General features: G+C 67.6%; 17 protein-coding genes and 2 pseudogenes. 5 read left to right on the top strand and 14 right to left on the bottom strand.

All coding sequences use genetic code 11. The features are described 5' to 3' along the window. Positions 1-42 precede the first annotated feature (42 nt). The 4 genes and pseudogenes from NKJ47_RS02045 to NKJ47_RS02030 all read right to left on the bottom strand — a co-directional run. Positions 43-192 (bottom strand): annotated as a pseudogene (locus NKJ47_RS02045) (S26 family signal peptidase); the annotation flags it as partial. A 36-nt stretch (positions 193-228) separates the two neighbouring features. Beyond that, entirely contained in the window at positions 229-513 is a 285-nt protein-coding gene (locus tag NKJ47_RS02040; RefSeq protein WP_254459903.1) for a hypothetical protein, read from the bottom strand. A gap of 101 nt (positions 514-614) precedes the next feature. Beyond that, positions 615-878, bottom strand: a complete 264-nt coding sequence (locus NKJ47_RS02035) for a hypothetical protein (protein WP_254459902.1) — start codon at positions 876-878, stop codon at positions 615-617. Further along, complete coding sequence (locus tag NKJ47_RS02030) at positions 878-5,461, bottom strand: RHS repeat-associated core domain-containing protein (RefSeq protein ID WP_254459901.1); 4,584 nt, start codon at positions 5,459-5,461, stop codon at positions 878-880. Before NKJ47_RS02030 ends, NKJ47_RS02035 begins: the two co-directional genes overlap by 1 nt. Before the next feature lie 652 nt (positions 5,462-6,113). On the opposite strand from NKJ47_RS02030, the gene NKJ47_RS02025 reads away from it, so the two are divergent. Beyond that, complete coding sequence (locus NKJ47_RS02025) at positions 6,114-6,713, top strand: XAC0095 family protein (protein ID WP_254459900.1); 600 nt, start codon at positions 6,114-6,116, stop codon at positions 6,711-6,713. Between the two features lie 82 nt (positions 6,714-6,795). Here NKJ47_RS02025 and dcp read toward each other — a convergent pair whose 3' ends face one another. From dcp to NKJ47_RS02010, 3 genes and pseudogenes are all read right to left on the bottom strand, one after another. Continuing rightward, positions 6,796-8,955, bottom strand: coding sequence for a peptidyl-dipeptidase Dcp (gene dcp, locus NKJ47_RS02020; protein WP_254459899.1), 2,160 nt, complete (start codon positions 8,953-8,955; stop codon positions 6,796-6,798). 238 nt (positions 8,956-9,193) lie between these two features. After that, positions 9,194-10,195: an isoaspartyl peptidase/L-asparaginase family protein gene (locus NKJ47_RS02015; protein ID WP_254461307.1), complete on the bottom strand. Its 1,002-nt coding sequence runs from the start codon at positions 10,193-10,195 to the stop codon at positions 9,194-9,196. Between the two features lie 180 nt (positions 10,196-10,375). Continuing rightward, positions 10,376-10,945 (bottom strand): annotated as a pseudogene (locus NKJ47_RS02010) (cyanophycinase); the annotation flags it as partial. A 351-nt stretch (positions 10,946-11,296) separates the two neighbouring features. Between NKJ47_RS02010 and NKJ47_RS02005 the strand changes: the two are divergent. The 3 genes from NKJ47_RS02005 (at position 11,297) to NKJ47_RS01995 (ending at position 16,032) form a co-directional block, all read left to right on the top strand. After that, on the top strand, positions 11,297-11,869 hold the full coding sequence (locus NKJ47_RS02005) for an RNA polymerase sigma factor (RefSeq protein WP_254459898.1): 573 nt from the start codon (positions 11,297-11,299) through the stop codon (positions 11,867-11,869). Next, the gene (locus NKJ47_RS02000; RefSeq protein WP_254459897.1) at positions 11,850-12,884 is read left to right on the top strand and encodes a FecR family protein; all 1,035 of its coding nucleotides are present in this window, start codon (positions 11,850-11,852) and stop codon (positions 12,882-12,884) included. The genes NKJ47_RS02005 and NKJ47_RS02000 overlap by 20 nt, the downstream gene beginning before the upstream one ends. A gap of 115 nt (positions 12,885-12,999) precedes the next feature. After that, a complete protein-coding gene (locus NKJ47_RS01995) occupies positions 13,000-16,032 on the top strand; it encodes a TonB-dependent receptor (RefSeq protein ID WP_254459896.1) in 3,033 nt (1,010 codons plus the stop codon). Between the two features lie 666 nt (positions 16,033-16,698). Here NKJ47_RS01995 and NKJ47_RS01990 read toward each other — a convergent pair. Both NKJ47_RS01990 and arfB read right to left on the bottom strand, forming a co-directional pair. Then, a complete protein-coding gene (locus NKJ47_RS01990; protein ID WP_254461306.1) occupies positions 16,699-17,253 on the bottom strand; it encodes a lysophospholipid acyltransferase family protein in 555 nt (184 codons plus the stop codon). Positions 17,254-17,304: 51 nt separating this feature from the next. Then, a complete protein-coding gene (gene arfB, locus NKJ47_RS01985) occupies positions 17,305-17,736 on the bottom strand; it encodes an alternative ribosome rescue aminoacyl-tRNA hydrolase ArfB (protein WP_254459895.1) in 432 nt (143 codons plus the stop codon). Positions 17,737-17,887: 151 nt separating this feature from the next. On the opposite strand from arfB, the gene NKJ47_RS01980 reads away from it, so the two are divergent. After that, positions 17,888-18,412, top strand: coding sequence for a DUF2059 domain-containing protein (locus NKJ47_RS01980; RefSeq protein ID WP_254459894.1), 525 nt, complete (start codon positions 17,888-17,890; stop codon positions 18,410-18,412). A 651-nt stretch (positions 18,413-19,063) separates the two neighbouring features. Here the strand turns inward: NKJ47_RS01980 and NKJ47_RS01975 are convergent. The 5 genes from NKJ47_RS01975 to NKJ47_RS01955 all read right to left on the bottom strand — a co-directional run bounded on the left by NKJ47_RS01975 (position 19,064) and on the right by NKJ47_RS01955 (position 24,918). Next, positions 19,064-19,789 (bottom strand): pseudouridine synthase, encoded by a 726-nt coding sequence (locus NKJ47_RS01975; protein ID WP_429002477.1) that lies wholly within the window; start codon positions 19,787-19,789, stop codon positions 19,064-19,066. A gap of 192 nt (positions 19,790-19,981) precedes the next feature. Continuing rightward, the gene (locus NKJ47_RS01970; RefSeq protein ID WP_254459892.1) at positions 19,982-20,599 is read right to left on the bottom strand and encodes an O-methyltransferase; all 618 of its coding nucleotides are present in this window, start codon (positions 20,597-20,599) and stop codon (positions 19,982-19,984) included. Beyond that, positions 20,584-22,242: a ubiquinone biosynthesis regulatory protein kinase UbiB gene (gene ubiB, locus NKJ47_RS01965; protein WP_254459891.1), complete on the bottom strand. Its 1,659-nt coding sequence runs from the start codon at positions 22,240-22,242 to the stop codon at positions 20,584-20,586. The genes NKJ47_RS01970 and ubiB overlap by 16 nt, the downstream gene beginning before the upstream one ends. Then, positions 22,239-22,880 (bottom strand): ubiquinone biosynthesis accessory factor UbiJ, encoded by a 642-nt coding sequence (locus tag NKJ47_RS01960; protein ID WP_254459890.1) that lies wholly within the window; start codon positions 22,878-22,880, stop codon positions 22,239-22,241. Before NKJ47_RS01960 ends, ubiB begins: the two co-directional genes overlap by 4 nt. A 79-nt stretch (positions 22,881-22,959) precedes the next feature. Then, positions 22,960-24,918, bottom strand: coding sequence for an alpha/beta hydrolase family protein (locus NKJ47_RS01955; protein WP_254459889.1), 1,959 nt, complete (start codon positions 24,916-24,918; stop codon positions 22,960-22,962). Positions 24,919-25,027 lie beyond the last annotated feature (109 nt).

Below are 25,027 nucleotides of genomic sequence, written 5' to 3'. Positions count from 1 at the left end.
AGCCGCTCCTACGGAGCATGTTCCCTCGTCGTTAGCCGCGCCCTACAGCCGCGCCCACTCGAATCCCTCACCGCGGCGGTAAAGCACCGCCAGCGCCTTGCCATAGACGCTGTCAGCATCGACGAAGCCGAAATAGCGGCCATCGAAACTGTCGCCGCGATGATCGCCCGTGACCAGCAGCTTGCCGGGCGGTAAGCGCGCCCATCGCAGTGTCAGCCCCCCGCCCTGTTATGCCCCCAAGTCAGCAGCAACGACTCGTTCCAATTCCGCAATGGCGGGCTTCACACTGGGATGCCGCTGCACCCAAACATCCCCCAGATGCTGTCTAACGTTCTTCCCACCCAACATGTCTCTTAATTTTTCAGAGCTCCTACATTGCAGGATGTCGTGCGCAGCATTCATAACATCTTCCGAGAAATCCGCATTTTTCTCACCAAGCTCCTCGCCCCATTCCTTTTGAATGGCAGAGATAAGCTTGCCCGCGGCCCGCTGAAATTCTGTTTTCTTAGCCACTTTGTCGGAAAACCCCGCGAGCCCAAACCACTCCCACCAGCGAATCGACCTCGTTTCTTTACAGTCACCAAAAAAGCAAAACGACAGCAATGATGTGACGACTAGTTCTCACCACGAGACCTATATGCATACAATCGCGCCATCACGAAATATCCGAAATCAGCCAACTCCTTTTCGTCAAAAGACAGGCTATCGAACTCACCGACGGAAATATCCTTGTTCGTCACATGCTCTTTTTTCTTCCAAATCTCACCTAATGTTCCGTCACTTACAACATCATCCAAATCCACGCGAAGGGAGTCATCATTATCAAAAATTGAAATCAATAACGCACGACGTTTTTTAACATTATTTGAATTATCCATTACATTCTCCAAGGTGGCAAAGGTGCGTCAATCCCTTCGTCGCGCCCGCTTAAGCAGTTTCCATAGCGAAGCATTGCTTGGCGTTCACATATTGCATAGGAGGACCTTCCTCCGCGTCGTCCGAGAGCTTTGCACGTCACCAGATCTCGCTGCAGATTTTCTTCACAAACGTTTTCTCTATCCTCGGGTTCATCCGGACACATTGCATTGCCGATGGCATGCCCGGTGACACCACCAACGATGGAGCCAAGTGCTCCTCCAGCAGGACTAACGGCCATTGCTCCACCTGCTGCACATGCCGCGGCGCCAGGACCTGCTGGTGCACATACAAATCCACCGCCAATCGCCCCAGCTACACCGCTGCCGTAGTAACCAACAACCCCTCCGCAGATAGCACCAGTAGTCGTATAGCTAGCCACGCACGCTTGGTCCTTCTCAAGCCCCATATGATCAGAAAACATCAATGGGCTGGATTCAACATATGCCCAAGTGCTGGCGCCGCCACTCAGGCCGATCGGATCACTCTGCGCATATCGTCCAGTGCTCGTGTCATAGTCCCGGAAGTAGTTCTGGTTGAGCCCCGTAGCGCTGTCATACCGCTGCCCCGGAAAACGCATCCCGAACACGAACGCCGCGCCGTCGCGATCCGCATCTTGGTCCGGCGGCGTGTTGCCGAACGCTTCGCCCTTGATGTCCCAGGTCCAGACTGCGACGTCGCGCGCCGGGTCGATCACCGCCCGTGGCGCACCCAGATGGTCCGGCTGCACGTAGTTCAGCGCGGCCCCCACCAGCACGCCCACCGGCAGGCCATCTAGCCAGATCGCCTGCTGCAGCGCCTTGCCGTTGGTGTCGTAGTCGCCGATCCAGTGGCCGGCTTCATCGTAGACGGTGTAGGTATTGGTGGTGCCGAGGAAGCGCCGCACCTGCTCGGCCCACTCGTTGTAGCGATACTCCATCGCCAACGTGCCGTTGCGCGTGGCTTGGCTCAGGCGCCCCGTCGCGTCGTAGGCGAACGTGCGGGCCGTGCCATCGATGGCCGTGGTATTGCCGATAGCGTCGTAGCTGCGCGTGGTGCCGGCCACGCTCGCAAGGCGGTGGCTGTCGGTCGGATAGCTGTAGGTCTGCGTGGTGCCGTTGACCTGGGCGCTGAGCCGGTTGCCGGTGGCGTCGTAGCTGTAGCCGTCGATCAGCGTGCCGGTCGGACCATCCTTGAAGGCGGTCAGCCGGCCCAGGTTGTCGTAGCCCAACTTCACCACGGGTGCGGTGTTGCCGGGCGTGGTCAGCGCAGTGAGGTTGCCTGCCGGGTCGAAGCCGAACCCGATGTTCAGGCCATCCTTGCGACCGTCCTGGATCGCCAGCGGGCGGTAGTTCTTGTCCAGCACGCGCTGCAATGGCCTGCCATTGCCATAGGCCCAGCCAGCGCTGGGGCCGAACGGGTAGTAAGTCGCGCCGCTCAACAGTTTTTGACGCGCGCCGCCGGCGGGCGTGACGCCCACTTCCGTCGCCTGCCCCAGCGCGTTGCGCACGTAATCCACCACCGCGCCGTCCGGATAGGTCACCCGGCTGAGGCGGTCGCCCTTGGTGTAGGCGTAGCGCAGCGCGAACGCCTTTCCGTTGGTGGTCTGCACCTTGCGCACCACGCGCCCAAACCAGTCATAGCAATACTGGGTCGTGCCGCTGCCGTCCTGCAGCCTGCTCAAACGGCCCAGCGCGAACGTTTCCCCGGCCGCGCACACGTTCTGGCTGGCATCGTAGGTGTAGGTGGCGATCAGCGCCTTGTCGGCATAAGTGGCCTTGGCCAATCGCCCCAGCGCATCGTAGAGGTAACTGGTCTTGGTTCCACGCGCGTCGGTCTGCGTGACCATGTTGCCGGCGCTGTTGTAGGTGTAGCTGGTCACGCCCGTGTCTGGGCTGGTGAGCTTCAGCAGGTCGCCCAGGCCGTTGTATTGGTAGACCGTAGCCAGGCCCTTGGGATCGGTGACCTTCGCGATGCGGTCCAGCGCGTCGTAGTCGAACTGGGTCTTGGCAGCGATGCCGCCCACATCCTGAATCGTCTGCTTGACCCGGTTGAGCGGGTCGTAGTCGGCCTGAGTCTTGCGCTTGAGCGCGTCGGTCACCAGTTGCACGTTGCCGTTGACGTCATAGCTGAAATCGGTCGGATCGGATTCGGCAGTGGCCTGCGTCGCCAACTGGCCAAGCTTGTTGTAGATCCGCGACAGCGTGCGCTTCAGCGTGCCGGACGCGTCCTTGGTGTCTTCCTTGGCTCGGTTGCCCGACGGATCCAGCGTGTAATGGATGTTGTTACCAGCGCCATCGGTCACGTCGGTCAAGCGATGCGCAGCGTCGTAATCGTAGGTGACGAACGTGCCGTCGGGGTCGGTCACCTTTTTGACATTCCCTACCTCATCGTAGGCCACGACCGTCGTCTGGTCCTGGTCGGACGGCGTGCCATCCGCGTTCGCACGCAGCGTGCTCGATGCCGCCCAGCCACGCGGCGTGTAGGTCAGGTCTCGGATCAGGCCGTTGGCATCCTGGGCGCGCGTCGGGCGCCCATTGCGGTCATAGGCCACATAGGTCGTGGCCCGACCCAGGGCATCGATGACCTGATACAGGTCCCCAGCGCGATGGCAGGCGCCGCCGACAGTGGCACAGCCGGATTCGTCGGCGGTCAGGTAGTAGCGGTAGGTGATGGTATCCGCCACGTCTGTGCGCGGGCCGTCCTTGCTCAGCACCAGGCCGATTTGTGGGCACTGCGTGCCGTCCACGGTGTCGCAGTAGCTGGTCAGCCACTGGCGCACACCGGTGGGTGCCTTCGCGGCGCTGCCACAGGTGTAACTGGCGGCCGCGGACACGCCTGGATCGATGTCGCAACGCGCCGTCTGCTGACCGCGGGCATTGTAGGCCCAAGCCGTCTTGCCGACGGTCTTGCCAGCGGCATCAAGCACCGTGCGGGTCAGCGGCACGCGCAGGCTGGCATTCCAAGTAGTGTTCGTTGTGCGCTGCTGCGCGGTGCCGGATGCATCGACCTGCTGGGTCAGCAGGCCGCCGGCGGCATAGGTGGTCTTGGTGACCGTGCCTTTGAAGTCGGTCCTCGATGCCGGATACCCGTTATCGTCGTAAGTCAGTGCCTTCCACGGCTGGTTGCACTGTTGGCCACAGTCGCTACCTGCGCCGGTCGGCTTGAGCGAGCCGTAGCCGCTGTCGGTGTAGGTCAGGTAGACCTGCGTGCCGAGTGGTGAGGTCACCGTGGCCGGGGTGCCCCAGTTGGAGGTAGAGGCCGAATAGGCGACCGTGGTTGCATCGACATTGCCGGCGAAGCTGGAAGAGATCGCCTTGCCGTTGCTGGCGTAGCTCGTAGTTTCGAAGCGCACGCCCTTTTCGTCGATGACGCCGGTCAGCGCCGTCGGCTGGCTCTTGTTGGAGGTGAGCGAGGCCTCGTTGTAGACGTATTGGCGCGTCTTTCCGTCCGGATACTGCACCGAGGTCAGATTGCCGGTGGTGTCGTAGCCATAGGTCAAAGTGCCGCCGTCCGGCAACGTGACGGTGGCCAAACGGTTGTTGCTGTCGTAAGCGAAACTCAGCGAGCGGCCGCTGGCGTCGGTGACCCGCTGCAGCAGGTTCGGCGGCGGCTTGGTGCCCGGCACAGGCGGCAGGTCGCTATATTCCAGGGTCAGCACCGTCTGGCCCATGCGATCAAACACCGAGCGCAGTTGGCCGGCGGTGTCGTAAAGCTCGGTCTGCTGCGTAGCCGCGACCGCCAGCGAGTAGCCCAACAATACCCCAGCGCTGTCGCGGCGCTCGGTCAGCGTGTCGGGCATGTCCGGGTCCGTGACCCATGCTCCGTTGCTTGGGCGGAATCGCTCCAGCCCGCCGTCCGGCCGGCGGACATCGATGCGACTGCCGTCCACGCTGTTCGGCGACAACAGCAGATCCAGAGTGCGCTCGAAGGAGTGGCGCCACTGATTGCCCATGGCGACCGAGGACACAAAGGTCTTGCTGTTGTAGAACCGGCGCAGCGTCAGCCAAGTCGGAGAATCGTAGTCAGTGTCCTGACGAAACATGTTGCCCGTGGCCGTGTTGATCGGATCGCCTTCGAAGGCGGTTCCCCGGTTCACGCCACCTTGCTTCAGCGCCGCGTTGCCACTGCTGCCATGCGGGCCAGTGTTGTCGCCGACCTGGCCAAGCCCACCGGTGCACATGGTGTTGCAGCTGCCCGTGTTCTTGACCGGCTGCCCCTCGCCGGCGATGTTGTCGTTGGCGTAGACATAGCCCCACCAATGGCCGTTCTGATACACCGTCGCTGCGGCATACCCGTCGCTGTAGGACGCCGACATGCTGGGTTGCACACAGCCGGGTTGCGAACTGCAAAACGCGTAGGCGCTGTCATAAAGATACTGGACCGCGGCATTGACGGTCGGAAAGGAGTGCGAGCCAGCCGAATACGGAGGGCCATACTGGCGCTTCGGGGTCACGGCAAAACTGGGGAATGTCGCCAGCGCGCCGGCGAGCAGCAGCAGGCAAGCACCGCCGAAACGGCGAGAGGCACGAACGCGGGGGTTCGGCATAGCTTCGTCCTTGAGCATCGATTGAGTTGTAGTGCCGGCAGCCGGTGTATCCAGCTCCTTGGCGCCGCCAATCTTACTGGTCTTTGTTGCAAATTCTGAGACAGGCGTAAGATTTTTTCGCCTGCGAGGATCCCCGCCTGACGACCATGCGCCAAGCGGTCGTCCGTCGACTGCTCGGCGCTGCTTTGCCCGTCGTGGACAAGCTTAGGGCATTGATCTCAAGTCTGCCTACCAGTGACCACTCCAGCGAGCAGAGGAGGAGGCGTCCAGTTGCCAAGGAATCTTAAGCTGGCGAGGATGGAAAGCCACGTTAGCTTTCAATGCCGCGTAGGCAGCTCGAAAGGTGGCAACCAGCGCAAAGCGAGATGGTCGGATTCACAGCAGAAGATCCTTCATCTCCACTATTGACACGCTCATCAGCCAGTCGCACTCTTGATCCAAGGAGCGTCGAAACTCCTCACGTAGCGGTACCCACCTCCGACAAATCGGTGGGTTTTTTGTGCCTGCATGCTTTGCAAGCGCAAGCCGACGCGATGCCTGCGTCGGGAGGGCGGCTAATACAACACCCTTCGGGGAAATACGCCCGCCGGCTACGTGCGGTTTCGAACCTCCCGACTTCCCGTCCGCCATTCGTGGCGGGCGATGCTCATCATGGAACGAGGAGGCAACGATGTCGCACGATCGTTTGGACGACGAAGACATGCCCGGCTATTTCCTGCCGGAGGATAGCCAGTTCCGGCTGGTGAAGCTGCGCGATCACGTGCGGTTCCTGGCCCGGCTGGCGCAGCCGCGCACGCAGGCCGAGGAGCGGGCCGCAGAGCCCAAGGTGCGCATGGGCGAGTTGGCGTTGTGCCTGGAACTGTTGGCCGATCAGGTGGATGTGGTACTGGATGTGCTGTCTTATCCAGCACAGCGGATCGACACGATGTACAGCGCCGGGCGCCCTGCCACCACCGAGGCCGCGCTGGATGCAGACGACAGCGGGTTTCGGATCACGCAAGAGCAGATCGACCGGCTCACCCTGCTGGCCGAGACCGTATCGGCCCACGCGCAGACGGTGGCGGTCGGCGACGCGACCGAACGCGCTGGGCAGACGTTGCCGAAGATGGACGACACGCTCTGCGATACAGCGAATGCGATACGTGCGCTACTTCTGAAGATCGCCTGCCAGCCACTGCGCGCACCGACGCCCAGCAGCGTGCGCGAGGCGCGTGCGGTCTATACGCTGGAGCCGGTCGCGCCGCCTGCGGGAAGCGAACGGCTGCATTAGCAAACGCCCCCCTCCCCCAACAAAAAACGGGATGGCCGCAAGGCCATCCCGTTCTCGACACACCCGATCGGCGCAGCGCCGATCAGTTGGTCAGGCCGCGGTTTTCCAGCAGCGGCTCGACGCTGGGGTCCTTGCCGCGGAAGTCGCGGTACAGGGTGGCCAGGTCTTCGGTATTGCCGCGCGAGAGGATCTTGGCGCGGAAGATGTCGCCGTTGGCGCGGGTCAGGCCGCCGTGCTCCTTGAACCACTGGAAGGCGTCGTCGTCGAGCACTTCCGCCCAGAAGTAGGCGTAGTAGCCGGCCGAGTAGCCGCCGCCCCAGATGTGGTCGAAATAGGTGGTGCGGTAGCGCGGCGGCACGTCGGCCAGGTCCACCTTGTACTTCTTCAGCGAGTCGGTCTCGAACTTGTCCACGTCCTGCAACGGCGCGTCGGCCGGCAGGGTGTGCCAGGACAGGTCCAGCAGCGCCGCCGACAGGTACTCGGTGGTGGCATAGCCCTGGTTGAAGGTACGCGACTTCTTGATCTTCTCCACCAGGTCGGCCGGCATCGCTTCGCCGGTCTGGTAGTGCTTGGCGTAGTGCGCGAACACCTTCGGATCCGACGCCCAGTGCTCGTTGAACTGCGAGGGGAACTCGACGAAGTCGCGCGAGGTGGCGGTGCCGGCCAGAGTCGGGTACTTCACGTTGGAGAACATGCCGTGCAGCGCATGGCCGAACTCGTGGAACATGGTGGTGACGTCGTCGAAGCTCAGCAACGCCGGCTGGCCCGGGGCGGGCTTGGTGAAGTTGCAGACGTTGTAGACCACCGGCTTGGTGCCGGTCAGGCCGTTCTGGCCCACGAACTCGTCCATCCAGGCGCCGCCGGACTTGCTGTCGCGCTTGAAGTAGTCGGTGTAGAACAGCGCCAGCGACTTGCCGTCCTTGTCGAACACTTCATAGACCTTCATCCCGTCGTGGTAGGTGGGGATGTCGGTGCGTTCCTTGAAGGTGATGCCGTACAGCTGATTGGCGGCGTAGAAGACGCCGTTCTGCAGCACATTGTCCAGCTCGAAGTACGGCTTGATCTGCGCTTCGTCGAGGTCGTACTTGGCCTTGCGCACCTGCTCGGCGTAGAAGTCCCAATCGGCGGCGGTGAGCTTGAAGCCGCCCTTCTGCGCGTCGATCACCTTCTGCATCTCCGCGGCCTCGCTGCGCGCCTTGGCGGTGGCGGCGGGCACGGTGTCGGTGAGCAGCTTCAGCGCCGCGGCCGGGGTCTTGGCCATCTGGTCGCTCAGGCTGTAGGCGGCGTAGCTGTCGAAGCCGAGCAGCTTGGCCTTCTGCGCGCGCAGCTGGGCCAGGCGCTGCACGGTCTGGCGGGTGTCGTTGGCATCGCCCTTCTCGGCGCGCGACTGCGAGGCAGCCATCACCTGCAGGCGCAGGTCGCGGTCCTTCAGCGAGGCCAGCACCGGCTGCTGGGTGGTGTTCTGCAGGGCCAGCAGGTATTTGCCGTCGAGCTTGCGCGCGGTGGCGTCCTGCGCGGCCGAGGCGATGTCGCCGTCGGACATGCCGTCGAGCTTGGCCTTGTCGTCCACCACCACGGCACCGGCGGCGGTGGCCGCGACCAGCTTGGTGTGGAACTGCGTGGCCAGGGTGGTCTCTTCGACGTTGAGCTTGCGCAGGGTGGCCTTGTCGGCGTCGGACAGCTGCGCGCCGGCGCGCACGAACTCCTGGTATTCGTATTCGACCAGGCGCTTCTGCTCCGGGTCCAGGTTCAGCGTGTCGCGCTGGTCGTACAGGCTCTTGATGCGCGCGAACAGTTTCGGATCCAGGCTGATCTCGTCCTGGTGCGCGGCCAGCTTGGGCGCGATCTCTTCCTGGATCTTCTGGCGGGCCTCGTTGGTGTCGGCCTGGACCAGGCCGAAGAAGATGCGCGACACGCGGGTCAGGGTCTCGCCGCTGCGCTCCATCGCTTCCAGGGTGTTGGCGAAGGTGGCCGGTTCCGGGTTGTCGGCGATCTTGCGGATCTCGGCCAGGTGCTGCTTCATGCCCTCCTCGAACGCCGGCAGGAAGTCGCTGTCCTTGATCTTGTCGAACGGCGGCGCCTGGAACGGCAGCGGGCTGGGGGTCAGCAGCGGGTTGGCGGCGGCGGCGGGCTGCGCGGCGGCCGGGGCAGCGGGAGCGGCGGGCACGGGGGTGGACTCCTTACCGGAACAGGCGGCCAGCGCCAGGCTGATGGCGGCGGCCAGAACGACGTTACGCGACATGAGGTGGAACTCCTGAGAGGACCTTGGGGCCAGGACAGCCGTCCACGTTACCGGGTTTGCATGGCAGCGGCATGTGCCATTGGCTCGGGCCGGCGGCCCAGCCAGCCGGCGTACAGATCGTCGCGCGCCGGGCCTGCGCGGGCCGCCGCCGCCCCGTCCGCGGACACGGCGGCGCGGCGGCCCTGCGAAGGCGATCGTGCGTCCCGGGGCGGTGCCGGCGGCCCCGGGGAACGCCCCCTCACTGCCCGCCGGGCAGCGGCAACGCCTCGTCCTTGAAGATGGCCACGTGCGGCACGCCGTCGGCGCCGATCCAGCCGCGGTACATGCCTTCGGTGTTGAACGGGAAGGCGACGCTGCCGTCGGCGCCCAGCGCGATCGCGCCGCCGTCGCCGCCGGCCTTGGGGATCTGCCGGTCGATCACCGCGTCGGCGGCCTGGGCCAGGCTCTGCCCGGCGTACTTCACCCGCGCGCAGATGTCGTAGGCGGCCACCGCGCGGATGTAGAACTCGCCCCAGCCGGTGCCGGACACCGCGCAGCGGCTGTCGGCGAAGGTGCCGGCACCGATGATCGGCGAGTCGCCGACGCGGCCGTAGCGCTTGTTGGTCATGCCGCCGGTGGAGGTGCCGGCGGCCAGGTTGCCCTGCTGGTCCAGCGCCAGCGCGCCGACCGTGCCGAAGTGCTTGGCGGTTTCCAGGTCGGCGTGCGCCTGCTTGTTGGCCTCTTCCTTCAATGCCTGCTGCAGTTGCTGCCAACGCTTCTCGGTGCGGAAGTACGACGGATCGACCAGGGCGATCCCGTGCTGCTTTGCGAAGACCTCGGCGCCGTCGCCGACCAGCATCACGTGCTCGGACTGGTCCATCACCGCACGCGCCAGCTGGATCGGGTTCTTCACCCGGTGCACGCCGGCCACCGCGCCGGCCTTGCCGGTGCGGCCGTCCATGATCGCCGCATCCAGTTCGTTGCGGCCGTCGTGGGTGAACACCGCGCCCTTGCCGGCGTTGAACTGCGGCGAGTCCTCCAGCACGGTGATCGCCGCGGCGACCGCGTCCGTCGCCGGCTTGCCCTGCGCCAGCAGCGCCTGCCCGGTGCGCAGCGCGGTCTCCATCGCCGCGCGCGCCTCGGCCAGGTCGGCGGCGCTGCTGCTGGCGCGCTCGACGCCGGCGCCGCCATGGATCACCAGCGTGGTGGCCGGGATCTCGCGCAGGCGCCCGTCCTGCACCGCATAGTAGCGGTGGAACACCGGCGCCTCGACGCGACCGTCGGGCAGGTGCAGGGTCGAGCCGGGGCCGACGCCGACGGTCTCGATGCGGGCGGCCTGCAGCGGCTGCCCGGCCGGGGTGGGCGGCGTCAGCGGCCCGGCGACCACGGTGGCCATGGCCTGCGGATCGGTGGCGTAGACCCGCGCGCTGCCGTCGCCTTCCACCGCCAGCGCCGCACTCTCGTCCACGCCCAGGCCGATCAGCGGCGCGCCCTTGGGCGCCAGCGTGGCCGCCTTGGCGCGGAACGCGAACAGGCGGCCGAGGCGGTCGCGCTCGCGGAAGTGGGTGTCGGTGATGACCCGCTTGAGCAGGTCCAGGTGCAGGAAGTCGGTCTCGATAGTGACCGCCGGCCCCAGCGGGTCGGCCAGCGCCGCCGGGCTGGTGAGGCTGCCGCCGTCCATCGCCCCGTACAGGTACTCGCCCAGCATCGCCAGGCCGGCGCTGGTGCCGCCCAGCGGCTTGCCGGCGCGCACGTGCGCGTCCAGCGCCTCGGCCACCGGGGTGTCCTTCCAGTAGCGCACGTAGCGCGACTGGTCGCCGCCGGCGATGAAGATGCCGTCGGCGCGGGCCAGCGCGCGCAGCAGCGCCGGATCGCTGGAGGCGCCGCGGCCGCTGAACACGAAGGTCTCCACCGAGGCCACGCCGCCGACCTGGCGGTAGAACTCCTCGCCCACCTCGCCCGCCTGCGAGGCGCGCAGCACCACCACGTGGCCGTGCCCGGCCTTGGCCATGAACCAGCGCAGCGCGTCGTAGTTGCGGTCGCCGCCGCCCATCAGCAGCAGGCCGGGCGACACCGGACCGGGCGTGGGCGCGGCCGGATCGCCGACCAGGTACTGGCGGTAATCGCGCGCCACGGCGGGCGTGGCCAGGCACAGGCCCAGCAGCAGCGACATCCAGGGCCGGAACATGCCGACGGAACGGGTCATGCGGATCTCCTCGGGAAACGGGCGGGCAGGCGAGCGCGCGGCTCGTTGCAGACTGGGGACGAACGGCGGCACGGTTTCCCCCCGCCGCGCCACCCTCCCACGTTCGCGGACGCGGCACGTGCCCGCACGCGCCGGCGATCGGCTAATGTGGAATCCATGTCCGCTTCCCTCGACGATTGGTTCGTCCAAGAAATCCTCGTCCACGAGCAGGCGCTCGGCGGCTACCTGCGGCGCTGCTGGCCGCATCGCGAGGAATGGCACGACCTGCGCCAGGAAGTCTACGTGCGCGTCTACGAGGCCGCCGGCAAGGCGCGGCCGAGCCAGCCCAAGGCGTTCCTGTTCGCCACCGCGCGGCACCTGATGACCGACCGGCTGCGCCGCAACCGGGTGGTGTCGATCGAGGCGGTGGGGGATCTGGAGTCGATGCACGTCCTGGTAGATGAGCTGTCGCCGGAACGCTGGTGCGGCGGACGGCAGGTGCTGGGCCGGCTGGCGGCGGCCTTCGACCGGTTGCCGGACCGCTGCCGCAGCGTGGTCTGGCTGCGGCGGGTCGAGGAACTGCCGCAGAAGGAGGTGGCCGTGCGCCTGGGAATCAGCGAGAAGAGCGTGGAAAAGCAAGTGGCCCGGGGCATGCGCCTGCTGGCCGATCATCTTCATGACGACGAGGGCGCGGCGGCGCCGGCGACGCCGTTGCAGGCGCGGGCACGCGATGGACAGCAGGTGGATTGAGGCGCGTGCGGCGGCCTGGCTGGCGCGGCGCGACCGCGGCGACTGGACCGACGCACGGCAGGCGCGCCTGGATGCCTGGCTGGCCGCATCCACCGCGCACCGGGTGGCGTTCCTGCGCCTGCAGGCCGCCTGGCAGGAGAGCGGGCGCCTGCAGGCGCTGGGCGCGGGCCAGCGCGATGGGCAGGTGCCCGAACGCGGCCGCTGGCAGGGCCTGGGCGGCCGCAGCGCGGTGGCGCCGGCCGCGACTGCCGCACCGGACCTTGGCCCGCGGCCACGCGCGCGGCCGCGGCGGCGCTGGCCGGCCGCGCTGGCGGCGGCGTTGCTCTGCGCCGCGGTCCTGGCCCTGGGCGGGCGGCATGCCGCCGAACCGGCGCCGACCGCCTACGCCAGCGTCACCGGCCAACTGCGCCCGGTGGCCCTGGCCGACGGCTCGCAGGCCACGCTGAGCAGCGACAGCCGCATCGCGGTGGCGCTGTCGCGCGCGCAGCGGCACATCGACCTGCAGCGCGGCGAGGCGTTCTTCGCGGTGAGCAAGGACCCGGGTCGGCCGTTCGTGGTCGCCAGCGGCGCGCGCCAGGTGGTGGCGGTGGGCACGCGCTTCGCGGTGCGCCGCGACGCCGATGCGCTGCGCGTGGTGGTCACCGAGGGCACGGTGCGGCTGGAATCGGCCGGCGCGCCGCAGGCGCCGCCGCTGCTGCTGCACGCCGGCAGCATCGCCCAGGCCGGCCCGCACGGGGTGCTGGTGCGCCGGGTCGCGCTGGCCGAGGCGGAGCGCATGCTGGACTGGCGCAGCGGCTACCTGAGTTTCGACGACACCCCACTGCAGGCGGCGGTGGCCGAGTTCAACCGCTACAACACGGTCAAGCTGCAGGTCGCCGATGCCGGCGCCGCGGCGCTGCGGGTCGGCGGCAACGTGCGCTGGTCCAACGTCGACGCCTTCGTGCGCCTGCTCGAGCAGGGCTTCCCGATCCGCGCCGAGCGCCGCGGCGACACGGTGCTGTTGCACAGCCGGTAAGCCGCCGCGCGCCGGGCGGGCGCGGTGGCGGGGGGATTTGCCGGTCTCGTTCGTCCTGGAGCTACGAAGGCGCGCTGCGCGCCTGTTTGGGGGAGAAAACTCGATGCGGTATCCGATGCGTGCCCTGCTGCTGAGCATGGCCTGTGCGAGCGCCTGTGCGGCGCAGGCACAACCCGTTGCCGTGGCCGCCACCGGCACGGTGGATGTCCCCGCCGGCCCGCTGCGTGCGGCGCTGGCCGCCTTGGCGCGGCAATCCGGCGCGCAGCTGATCTATCGCGCCGACCAGATGGGCGAGGCCCGCAGCGGCGGCGCACACGGCCAGTTGGACACGGCGCAGGCGCTGCAGCAGGTGCTGCGCGGCAGCGGCTTCGTCGCCCAGCGCGACGCCTCCGGCGCGTGGCTGGTGCGGCGCCAGGAACCGGCCCCGGCCCGCGCACAACCGGCCCGTGTCGCCGCGCCACCGCCGGCGGCGGCCGACGCCCCCGTAGCGCAACTGGACACCCTGCGCGTCACCGGTTCGCGCATTCCGCGCACGCAGGTGGAAGGTCCCGCACCGATCAGCGTGATCAGCGCCGAGCAGATCAAGGCCAACGGCTTCACCTCGGTGCCGGACGTGCTGCGCGCGATGACCCAGAACGGCGGCGAGACGCAGAGCCCGCAGTCGGCCAACGGTGCGGACTTCTCGCCCGGCGCGCAGCAGGTGGACCTGCGCGGGCTCGGTCCCAACCACACCCTGGTGCTGGTCAACGGCCGCCGCATCGCCGACTTCCCGATGCCGTTCAAGGGCCGCAGTAACTTCACCGACATTTCCAACATCCCGCTGGGCATGATCGACCGCATCGAGATCCTGACCGGCAGCGCCTCGGCGATCTACGGCTCGGACGCGATCTCCGGCGTGGTCAACTTCATCCTCAAGAAGCAGGCCGACGGCACCACGCTGGACTACCGCTTCGGCGACACCACCCGCGGCGGCGGCGAAAGCTTCAACCTCAGCCTCAGCAGCGGCTGGTCGCGCGGCAACTTCGATGCGGTGTTCGGCGCCGAGCTGGTGTCACAGACGCCGCTGTGGGCCTACCAGCGCAGCCGCCAGGACAGCACCCTGGACGGTCCCACCGCGCGCGCGCAGGTGCCGCGGCGCACCTTCCTGCGCACGGACTACGACGACAACTATCTGGATCCGGGCGCGGACACCTGCGCGGCGGTGTCCGCGCTCAACGGCGGCAGCACCGGTTACGCCACGCGCCCGGGCTACGGCGCGTTCTGCGGCAGCAGCGCCTCGATCGGCTACGGCACCATCACCAACAAGCGCCGCGGCCTCAACGGCTACGCCTCGCTGCGCTACGCCTTCGACAACGGCAGCGAGTGGTTCGCCGACGTGCAACTGGGCTACCACGAGCTGTCGCTGTTCCGCGACGTGACCCAGTGGGGCTACATGGCCCCGGACGGCAACGAGCAGGGCTACTTCTACAACCAGGCCACCGGCCAGGTGGAAGCCTGGGGCCGCCAGTTCAGCCCGGAGGAAATGGGCGGCCTCAACGCCGGCACCATCCGCACCCGGCAGAAGACCTTCAGCGTCACCACCGGCTTCAAGGGCCGCCTGGGTGCGGACTGGGACTACGAGGCCAGCCTCAGCCACTCGCAGTACCAGGCCACGATCAGCTGGCCGCAGATCGTCGCCGCCCGCGCCAACGCGCTGTTCCTCGGCCCACAGCTGGGCGTGGACAACGACTCGGGGCTGCCGATCTTCGACGCCGACCCGCAGCGCCTGTACACGCCGCTTAGCCGCGCCGAATACGACAGCATCGCCCAGCGCACCGTGTACCAACCGCGCTCGCGCACCGACACCCTCGCCTTCACCGCCACCAACACCGCGCTGTTCGCGCTGCCCGGCGGCGATGCCGGCCTGTCCGCAACCGCCGAGTTCGGCAACCAGGGCTACGCCCTGCGCCCGGATCCGCTGGCCACGCAGTACTACTACTACAGTTGGAAGGATTCCGACGGGCACGGCAGCCGCAACCGCTGGGCGCTGGCCAGCGAGCTGCGCCTGCCGGTACTGTCGACGGTGTCGCTGAGCCTGGCCGGGCGCTACGACCAGTACCGTTTCGCCGGGCGCTCGCTGGGCAAGTTCACCTACAGCGGCGGGCTGGAGTGGCGGCCGGTGGAGTCGCTGCTGGTACGCGGCTCCTACGGCACCGCGTTCCGCGCGCCCGACCTGCACTACGTGTACGCCGGCCCGGGCAACGACGAGACCACCGGCGTGGACTACTACCGCTGCGCCAGCGAGGAACCGGGCGTGGCGATCCAGGACTGCAGCTACAACGAGGAAGCGGTGATCCGCGGCCGCAGCGGCAACCGCGCGCTGAACCCGGAGAACAGCACCTCGTGGACCGCCGGCCTGGTGTGGTCGCCAATCGCCGACCTGGACCTGTCGCTGGACTACTTCAACATCGACATGCGCGATCAGGTGCAGGACCTGCGCGTGGACCAGGTGCTGCGCGACGAGGCCGACTGCCGCCTCGGCGTGCTGCAGGCGACTTCCACCACCTGCCGGCAGGCGCTGGCGCGGGTCACCCGCAGCGCCGACGGCCGCCTGTACGGGGTCTACGTCAACCCGATCAACATCGCCCGCGAACGCACCAACGGCATCGACCTGAGTGCGCAGTACCGTCTCGACACCGGCATCGGCACCTTCCGCCTGAGCGGCAACTACACCTGGGTGCGCCGCCACGACATCCAGGTGTACGCCGGCGAAGCGATGGTGGACGAGTTCGCGGTCAACAGCGGCTACGACATCCCGCGCACCAAGGCCAGCGCCAGCGTGTCGTGGGAGCGCAACGCCTGGACCGCGACGCTGCACGGCGAGCGCCTTGGCCGGCTGCCGAGCTCGGACTCCTACGACCAGGTCTACGACCCGGCGAGCGGCGACAGCCCATGGATCGGCGCCACCTACCGCTACAACGCGTCGCTGCAGTACCGCTTTACCGACCACGCGCAGCTGTCGCTGACGGTGACCAACCTGTTCGACACGATGCCGCCGCACGACCGCACCTACACGTCGTACCCGTACTACGACGTGTCCTGGTTCGACACCGTGGGCCGCAGCGTGTACCTGCAGTACACGCAGAAGTTCGGCGGCAGCGCGCTGTAGCGCCCGGGGGCGAAACCTGCATGTGGGAGCGGCGTCAGCCGCGACGAGCGAAAGCGAATGGTCGGCTGATACCGCCCGTCGTCGGGACTGAAGTCCCTCCCACAGTGCGGTCTTCCAGCGATGCTGGCGCCGCACTTGTGGGAGCGGCTTCAGCCGCGACGAGTGAAGCTCAAAGCCACCAGGCCCTTCCTGCGTCGGACTGAAGTCCCTCACACAGTGCAGTCTTCCGGCAATACTGTGCGCCACACTTGTGGGAGCGGCTTCAGCCGCAACGAGTGAAGCTCAAAGCCACTCGGCACCTTCCTGTGTCGGACTGAAGTCCCTCACACAGTGCAGTCTCCCGGCAATACTGTGCGCCGCACTTGTGGGAGCGGCTTCAGCCGCGACGAGTGAAGCTCAAAGCCACCAGGCCCTTCCTGCGTCGGACTGAAGTCCCTCACACAGTGCAGTCTTCCGGCAATACTGACGCCACACTTGTGGGAGCGGCTTCAACCGCGACGAGTGAAGCCCAAAACCACCTGGCACCTTCCCGCATCGGGACTGAAGTCCCTCCCACAACGCTTCCGACCCATGCACCGTAGGAGCGGCTTCAGCCGCGCCTACGAGATCGGTTGGTGCGGCTGGATAAAACGGCGGATGCGCGCCGCCGTCAGCCGCCGCTGCCCGTCACAACGTATCGCGATGCTTGCCGCGCCACGGACGATACCAATCGCGGATCGCGGCGATGTCGGCCTGCATGTCCTCGCTGGTCCACACCACTTCGCCGAGGCCGACGGTGCGGCTGGGGTAGTCGAAGTACACCGGGAAAATCGGCACCTGCGCGCCGTGGGCGATCTTCCAGAACCCGGTCTTCCACTTCTCCACGCGCTTGCGCGTGCCCTCAGGCGTGATCACGTACCACATGCGCTCGGCACCGCGGATCAGTGCCACCGCCTGTTCCACCACCCCGCGCGGCGACTTGCGGTCCAGCGGGATGCCGCCGAGCTTGCGCAGCAGCGGCCCCAGCGGCCACCAGAACAGCTGGGTCTTGCCCAGCACGCGCACCTCGAAGCCCACCGCGAACTTGACCGCGAAGCCCAGGAACCCGTCCCAGTTGGACGAATGCGGCGCCACGATCATCACCAGTTTCGGCACGTTGGGGAACTCGCCCACCACCCGCCAGCCGGTCAACCGCAAGGCGGTGCGGCCGAGCCAGCGCATGAAGCGGCTGGGCTTGACCATCGGCATGTTCGGGGGCGCTGCGGGCAGGCGGTAATCGCGTTCGGTCAAAAGTCACTCCCAGCGGCCGGGCGAGCGGCCGCGTTTGATCTGGCTGCGCTCGCGCTTGGCGTCCAGGCGTCGCAGCTTGGCACCGTGCGAGGGTTTGGTGGCGATGCGCCGCTTCGGCACCGACAGCCCGGCGACGATGAACTCGGCCAGGCGCTGGCGCGCATCGTCGCGGTTGCGGTCCTGGGTACGGAAGCGCTGCGCATCGATCACCAGCACGCCGTCGGCGGTGATGCGGCGGTCGCGGCGTGCCAGCAGGCGCGCGCGCAGCGGCTCCGGCAGCGACGGCGAGCCGGCCAGGTCGAAGCGCAACTCGACCGCGGTGGCGACCTTGTTGACGTTCTGCCCGCCGGCGCCGCTGGCGCGCACGAAGCGCTCGACGATTTCGTCCTCCGGAATCGTCAGGCTGCTCGAGATGTGGATGGCCCCGTTACCCATGGCGCGGATTGTAGGGCATCCGCCCGACCGCCCGGTTTCCGCGCCGGCGCTGGCTGAACGGGCCAGGGCGCGCGCCCCGGCCCGCGGGCTGCGCCGCTTCCGTGGCGATTGCCGTATTCTGGCCGCCGGTCATCGCCCTGCAGGATGCTCCATGTCCCCGACTCCGCGCTTCTTCCGTTGGCCGCAGCGCCTGCTGCTGGCCTTGCTGCTGGCCCTGGCCGCCGTCCCGGCGCTGGCCGAACCGCCTAGCGACGCCGACGTCAACCGCCTGCTGTCGGCCTCGCGCGCGCAGAACATGCTCGACACCATGCTGCCGCAGATCGAGGCCATGCAGCGCCAGCAGTTCGCCCAGCTCACCGCGCAGCACCCGCTCGACGCCGCCCAGCAGCAGAAGCTGCAGCAGATCCAGGAGCGCACCCAGGCCACCGTGCGCAAGGCGCTGTCCTGGCAGGAGATGCGCCCGCTCTACGTCAACCTCTACAAGCAGACCTTCTCCAAGCAGGATGTGCTGGCGATGGCCGAGTTCTACGAGAGCCCGGCCGGGCAGAGCCTGCTCGACAAGACCCCGCAGCTGATGCAGAGCCTGATGGGCGCGATCCAGCAGAAGATGACCCCGCTGTTCACCGACCTGCAGAAGGACCTGGAGCAGACGGTCAACGCACCGCCGGCCAAGTAACGCGCGCAGCGCCGCCCTTGCACCGTCGTAGGAGCGGCTTCAGCCGCTCCTACAGTGGCTGGTCGGGCGGTACAGAAAAACATCTGCGCGGATCACGCCACGCCCGCATTGCGCGATCAGATGCGGTGCTGATCAGTTATCGATCAGGACATACTCCGCCGTTTCGCGATCGCCCCAGGCAGAACAGTCCCCTGTTCCATGCACGGTGACCGCCTTGCCTTGTGCGACTGCGCTCAGCAGCAGGGCGTACTGGGCCCTTCCCGAGTTGGTCGTCAACGACAACGACCACGGTGTGCTCGAGCATGCTGGCGCGTTCGTGTGCGGGCCATCCAGGGTGAAGAACACGACGTCGTGCGAGTGCGCGATGACCTGTATCACCTTTCCCGCTCCGTCTCCTGCCGACGCGGAACATGGCAGCACGCAAAAAATCGAGACAGCAAGGACCGCGCAAAACTTGTTCCACATACATCCCCCTAGAAACAACCGAATGCAGCAAGGCACACTAGACGGAGGCCAAGCCCATTGCCATCCGGCCACGGAAGCGCCGGCACTGCGCATGCAAGCGATCAGCCTCGAACGGATCATCCCCGTGGCAGCGTAACGTGCTGCGACAGAATCCTCGCGGTAGGTGCAGTCTATCCCGCAGCACCCCTATCCCGCCTGCGCCTGCCAAGGCCCGGCATCCCAGCCAAACAACCCGAACGCCCGCACGAACTCCGCATCCAGCGGCGCCGTGACCGCGATCCGCTGCCCGTCCGGATGCGGAAACGCCAGGCGTTCGGCGTGCAGCAGCATGCGGTGCACGCCCTGCATGCGGAAGATGCGGTTGTGGCGGCCATCGCCATGGCTGGTGTCGCCGATCAGGTGGTGCGAGAGGTGCTTGAGATGGCGGCGGATCTGCCGGAAGCGCCCGGTCACCGGGCTACAGCGCAGCAGCGCGTAGCGCGAGGTGGCGAACTCGCCCGAGGGCACCGGCAGTTCGCCGCAGGCCAAGCGCTCGAAGCGGGTCTGCGCCGGTTTCTTCAGCGGCTTGCCGGGGCCGCCGTCGAGGTCGTGGTCGACGACGAAGCGTTCCTGCGCCGGCCAGCCGCGGCAGATCGCCAGATAATCCTTGTCCACGTCGCCCCCCATCAGCGCCTTGCCCAGCACGCTGGCGGTATCACGGTCGAAGGCCAGCAGCAGGCAGCCGCTGGTGGCGCGGTCGAGCCGGTGCACCAGGAAGATCGGCCGGCCCAGCTGCGCACGCAGGCGATCGGCGAGGAAATCGTCCTCGCCGCGGGCCAGCTTGCTGTCGTGGACCATCAGCCTGGCGGGCTTGTCGACCACGGCGAGTAGTGCGTCCTGGTACAGGATCTGCAAAGGGGGATCGGTATTCACCCGCGGATTATCCGTGCCGCATCGGCGCGCCACAATGCGCGCTGCGTGCATGCGTCCACGCGCGTAATGCGTCGATGCGAGCACAGCTGCCTCGCGGCAAATGCGCGGCCGTGCCTTCGCGCCCGCGTGGCATGTCGCTGCGCCGCGGTGGTCCGCCGACGCCCGGGAGACAGCGCCCTCCGAGGCCGACGCCTACGCGTCCTTGACCGCCAGCAGTTCGCCGTTGCCGACCGGCAGCGTGGTGCAGGTGAATGCCGCATCGGCCTGCAGCAGCGCGGCGAACGGCGCCATCTCCGCCGCGTGCGACAGCGCGTTGTCCACCACCAGCAACCCGCCCGGCCGCAACACGCGGCGCAGCTGCGGCCACCAGTCGCAGTACAGCGTGCGCTCGGCGTCCAGGAACAGCAGATCGAATGCGGCCGACGCGGCGTCGGCCAGCCAGGCGCCGGCATCGGCGTGGACCAGCTCGACGCAGCCTTCCACGCGGGCGCGGGCGAAGTTGCGCTGCGCCAGCGCGATCTTGTGCGCGGCGTATTCCAGCGTGACCACGCTGCCGCCCAGCGCCGCCGCGGCCTCGGCCAGCCACAGCGTGGAATAGCCGTTGGAGGTGCCGATCTCCAGCACCCGCCGCGCGCCGGTGGCGCGCACCAGCACCGCCAGCAGTTCGCCGGTGTCCGGGGTGATGTTGAGCAGGCGCTGCGCGCGCTCGGCCTGGCCGGCGTCGTGGCGCGGCCCCTCCGCGCCGAGTTCGGTCCGCACCGCCAGCAGTTGGGTGCGGTCGAGGGTGTCTGCGGTCAACGCCGCCACCATGCCGAGAGCAACGCCACAGCGCCGGCGCCGCCGCTGATCCAGGCCCACAGCGACACCCCGCCCAGCTGCGGGCCACCGGCATCGAGCGCGTACAACAGCGTGGCCACGGTGAGCAGGCCGACGCCGGCGATCGCCGCCACCACCCGCCGCTGCATGCGCCGCACCAGCAGGTTGAGTTCGAACAGGTCGCGCGAGCGCATCGACAGCTCGTGCCGGCCCTCGACCTGCTGGCGCAGCCAGCCGTGGATCAGCCGCGGCATGTCCGGCGCGTGGGTCATGATCTCCGGCAGGCGCTTGCGCAGTTCGTGCAGCGCCCGCTGCGGGCTGTAGCGCTCGATCAGGATGCGTTCGAGCACCGGCCGCGCCACCGCCCAGATGTCCAGTTCCGGGTCGAGCTGGCGGCCCACGCCTTCGATGTTCAGCAGAGTCTTCTGCAACAGGATCAGCTGCGGCTGCAGGGTCAGCTGGTAGCGCTGGGCCACGCGGAACAGCTTGATCAGCACCTCGGCCAGCGAGATCTGCGACAGCGGCCGGGTGAAGTACGGCTCGCACACCGAGCGCGCCGCCGCCTCCAGCTCGTCGATGCGCACGTTGGCCGGCATCCAGCCGGCCTCCACGTGCAGCTCGGCCATGCGCCGGTAGTCCTTGTTGAAGATGGCCATGAAGTTCTCGGCCAGGTAGTACTGATCTTCCTGCGAGAGCTGGCCCATGATGCCGAAGTCCAGCGCGATGAAGCGCGGGTTGTCGCGGCGCGCCGGGTCGCTGTCGACCCAGATGTTGCCGGCATGCGCATCGGCGTGGAAGAAGTTGTCGCGGAACACCTGGGTGTAGAACACCCGCACGCCCTTGGCCGCCAGCGCGCGGCGGTCGATGCCGGCGGCGTCCAGCGAGACGATGTCGTCGGACGGGATGCCGCGCACCCGCTCCAGGGTCAGCGCGCGCTCGGCGGTGTGGGTCCAGATCACCTCGGGCACGTACAGGTCGTCCGAGTGCAGCCAGAAACGGCGCAGCACGCTGGCGTTGGCGCCCTCGCGCTGCAGGTCCAACTCCGCGGCCAGGGTGGTCTCGATCTCGGCCACCACCTCGCGCGGGCGGATCTTGTCGGCGCGCGGATGGGTGCGTTCGACCAGCGCGGCAGCCGATTTCAGCAAGGCGATGTCGGCGTCGATCTGCCGCTCGATGTCCGGGCGCAGCACCTTGACCACCACTTCGCGGCCGTCGTGCAACGTGGCCGCATGCACCTGCGCGATCGAGGCCGACGCCAGCGGTTCGGTGTCGAAACTGGCGAAGGCCACCGCGATCGGCCGCCCCAGCGCCTGCTCGACGATGCGCCGCGCGGCCTCGCCGTCGAACGGGCGCACCCGGTCCTGCAGCAGGGTCAGCTCCTCGGCCACGTCCGGCGGCATCAGGTCGCGGCGGGTGGACAGGATCTGCCCGAACTTGACGAAGATCGGCCCCAGGTCCTGCAGCGCCAGGCGCAGGCGCGCCCCGCGCGACTGCGCGGCGATGTCGGGGCTGGCGCGCGGCACGAACGGCTTGGCCAGGCGCAGCCAGCGTTCGGCCGGAGTGCCGTCGAGCAGGTCGTCCAGGCGGTAGCGCAGGATCACCCGGCCGATGCGGCTGGCGCGGAACATCGCCTTCATGCGCCGCGCTCCGGCTGCAGCCGCGCCACCCGCGCGGCCAGGCGTTCGATGTCGTCGCGCAGCACGTCGACATCGTCGTAGAAGGCGTCCAGTTCGGCACGTGCGACCACGTCGCGCGATTCCTCGGTGACGTACTCGGCCGCGCTCTGCGCCAGGTCCTGCGCGCTGCGCCGGGCCTGCTGCAGCGTCGAACGCGCGGTGTTGGCCACCTGCACGCCGAGCACCTCGCCGAACACCTGCACGAACGGCCGCTGCCAGTCCGGGTCGAAGCGCGTCGCCAGCTGCTGCAGGCGCCGCGCCAGTTCGGCATCGCCGGAGACCCGCACCCGCCCGCCCGGGCCGCCGGTGCGCCGCGCCTGGGCCAGGAACGGCAACTGCGCGAACAGGCCGCCGAGCGTGCTGCGCACCGCCAGCTCCGGCTCCTGCGCCGGATCCACCGGGCCGACCCGCAGCTGCGTGCCGTCGACGCGGATCTGCAGCGCCAGCGCCGGCGCCTCCAGGGTCAGCGCCACGCGCTGGCCATCGAGGTCGCGCAAGGCCTCGCCGGTTTCCGGGTCCAGCGCCAGCGCGCGATTGAGCGCCGCTTCCAGCGCGCGGCCGGCCAGGGGCTTGAGAGCATCGAAGGGGGATCCAGACATGCCCGCATTCTAGCGGCAGACACGTCGCCAGGCCGTGCGCAGGGCGAGACAGATCTCCCGCCCATGCGGCCGCCCGCCGCTACTGCGCCTGCGCGCCGCCCAGGTGCCGGCTCAGGAACGCCAGCAACTGCGTGTAGTACGCGCGCCGGTGCGGCTCGGTATAGAAACCGTGGCCTTCGTTCGGGAAGTACAGCGACTCCACGGGCACCCCTGCCTTCTTCAATGCCTGCTCCATGCGCTCGGTGTGCTCGACCGGCGCACGTTCGTCCTTGCCGCCGGCGGCCAGGAACACAGGTACCCGGATCTTCGCCGCCAGATTGACCGGCGAACGTGCGGCCAAGCTGCCGCGCTCGCCCAGCCAGTCGCCGGCCCAACTCCTGGCCCAGCGCGCACGCCTGGCCTGGTCGCGGTACATGTTCTCCAGGTCGTAGACGCCAACGTAGCCGGCCGCGCAGCGGTACAGCTCTGGTTCCTTCGCCGCGCCCATCAGTGCAGCATAGGCGCCGTAGCTGGCACCGTAGATGCAGATATGCTTGCTATCCGCGATCCCCTGGTTAATCGCCCAATGCGTGGCGTCCGTGAGATCGTCCTGCATGCTGCCACCCCATTCCTTGGCGCCAGCCTGGGTATAGGCGCGGCCGTAATTGCCCGAGCCGCGGTAGTTGACCCGCAACACCGCGTAGCCGGCGGCCGCCAGCAGTTGCGCATCGTCATCGAATTCCCAGCCATCGAAGATGCCGAACGGGCCGCCATGGGGCAGCAGCACCATCGGCAGCGGCTTGCCGGCCTCGGCGTTCAACGGCAGGGTCAGATAGCCGTGCAGCGCCATGCCGTCGCGCGCCTTGAAGCCGATCTCACGGCTGTGCGGCATCTTGTCGGGCGCGAACCATTCGCGCCGGCTGAACACGTGTGCGGCGTGCTTGCTGGTGGTGTCGTACAGGTAGTAGTCGCCGTTGTTGCGGTCGCTCCACACATACACCATGGCCAGCCGTCGATCGGCGGTGGCGGACGTGACGAACACGGCATCGCCATTGAAGGCATTTTCCAGCGAGCGATACAGCCGCGCCGTCGGTGCGTTTTCGTCAAAGAAAACGTTGCGCACACGGTCGCTCATGAACGACACGCCGACCGGGGTTTTGCCGTCCAGATCGCGCAGAATCCGGTACGGGTCGACCTTGTCATCGCGGATCAGCGTGGTGGTGCGGTCGTTGTGCGGATCCCAGGACACCACCGCGTCGGGACCGTTGGCCTGTTCCACCTGCAGATAGGCGGTGCCGTCGTCGGCCGAAAATCCTAGCGGGAAGCTGCGATGGCCACTGCGCGCTTCGTCGTTGACCAACTGCCACGGACTGGCGTCGTCGTTGCGGTAAAACAGCTTGCTATTGTTGGCGACATCGGCGCCTTGGGCAAAGCGCACGTGCCCCGCGTGATCGGTGACGAAATCCGCACGCGGCACCGGCACACTTGCCACCGCGGTGCGACGACGGTTGTAGATGTCCAGCTTTTCGACACGGATCTTGGGATCGCTGCTCTGCTCCACTACAGAGACCAGCACCGACCGCGGATCGCTCGACAGGGTATCCAGCATGAACACCGACGGATCGAGGCTGGACTTGAAGGTCGCGCCGTTGACGTTCTCGTTGATCCCATAAGGGCTGGCGAGCAGGCGGGAATTCTTGCCGTCGGCATCCACGGCATGCAACTGACCGATGGCCGTTGGCTGGTCGCGGGTACCATAACGCTCGGCCATCGACACCACGATGCGTTCATCGTTGGCCCACCAGAAGTCGTCCACCACAGAGTCGGCCGGTCCCATGATCTTGGCCGAAATCTCCTTGTCGCTGCGACGCACCACCGCCAGCACGGTGCGGTCCTCCAACGGCGCAGTGACAGCGTAATAAGCGCCGGTCGGCGAGATCTTTACCCTGTCAAACCGATCGTGCTGCAGATACGGCGTCAAATCCAATGTCGGCGATTGCGCATGCGCGCCCGTACTGCAGGCCAGCGCAAGCCCTGCGCACACGATCCACTGTCGCATTGTCCAGCCCCTGTCCCCTGAGCGGCCTATGCTGACAAGTGCGGCGGACGCCGTCCACCCCAGTTCCCACCCGACTGAGGCGAGCGGGCCGGACGTCGGGGCGGAACGA

The organism is Xanthomonas sacchari (genome assembly GCF_024266585.1).
GTDB classification, from domain to species: domain Bacteria; phylum Pseudomonadota; class Gammaproteobacteria; order Xanthomonadales; family Xanthomonadaceae; genus Xanthomonas_A; species Xanthomonas_A sacchari_C.
The sequence above is the reverse complement of the archived record's forward strand: the minus strand, read 5'-3'. Positions and strand labels throughout refer to the sequence as shown.

Bases quoted from the DNA above. Each gene is read 5' to 3' on its own strand.
- NKJ47_RS02035 (WP_254459902.1), bottom strand. From the start codon at position 878: ATGGATAATTCAAATAATGTTAAAAAACGTCGTGCGTTATTGATTTCA.
- NKJ47_RS02030 (WP_254459901.1), bottom strand. From the start codon at position 5,461: ATGCTCAAGGACGAAGCTATGCCGAACCCCCGCGTTCGTGCCTCTCGC.
- NKJ47_RS02025 (WP_254459900.1), top strand. From the start codon at position 6,114: ATGTCGCACGATCGTTTGGACGACGAAGACATGCCCGGCTATTTCCTG.
- dcp (WP_254459899.1), bottom strand. From the start codon at position 8,955: ATGTCGCGTAACGTCGTTCTGGCCGCCGCCATCAGCCTGGCGCTGGCC.
- NKJ47_RS02005 (WP_254459898.1), top strand. From the start codon at position 11,297: ATGTCCGCTTCCCTCGACGATTGGTTCGTCCAAGAAATCCTCGTCCAC.
- NKJ47_RS02000 (WP_254459897.1), top strand. From the start codon at position 11,850: ATGGACAGCAGGTGGATTGAGGCGCGTGCGGCGGCCTGGCTGGCGCGG.
- NKJ47_RS01995 (WP_254459896.1), top strand. From the start codon at position 13,000: ATGCGTGCCCTGCTGCTGAGCATGGCCTGTGCGAGCGCCTGTGCGGCG.
- NKJ47_RS01990 (WP_254461306.1), bottom strand. From the start codon at position 17,253: ATGGTCAAGCCCAGCCGCTTCATGCGCTGGCTCGGCCGCACCGCCTTG.
- arfB (WP_254459895.1), bottom strand. From the start codon at position 17,736: ATGGGTAACGGGGCCATCCACATCTCGAGCAGCCTGACGATTCCGGAG.
- NKJ47_RS01980 (WP_254459894.1), top strand. From the start codon at position 17,888: ATGTCCCCGACTCCGCGCTTCTTCCGTTGGCCGCAGCGCCTGCTGCTG.
- NKJ47_RS01970 (WP_254459892.1), bottom strand. From the start codon at position 20,599: ATGGTGGCGGCGTTGACCGCAGACACCCTCGACCGCACCCAACTGCTG.
- ubiB (WP_254459891.1), bottom strand. From the start codon at position 22,242: ATGAAGGCGATGTTCCGCGCCAGCCGCATCGGCCGGGTGATCCTGCGC.
- NKJ47_RS01960 (WP_254459890.1), bottom strand. From the start codon at position 22,880: ATGTCTGGATCCCCCTTCGATGCTCTCAAGCCCCTGGCCGGCCGCGCG.
- NKJ47_RS01955 (WP_254459889.1), bottom strand. From the start codon at position 24,918: ATGCGACAGTGGATCGTGTGCGCAGGGCTTGCGCTGGCCTGCAGTACG.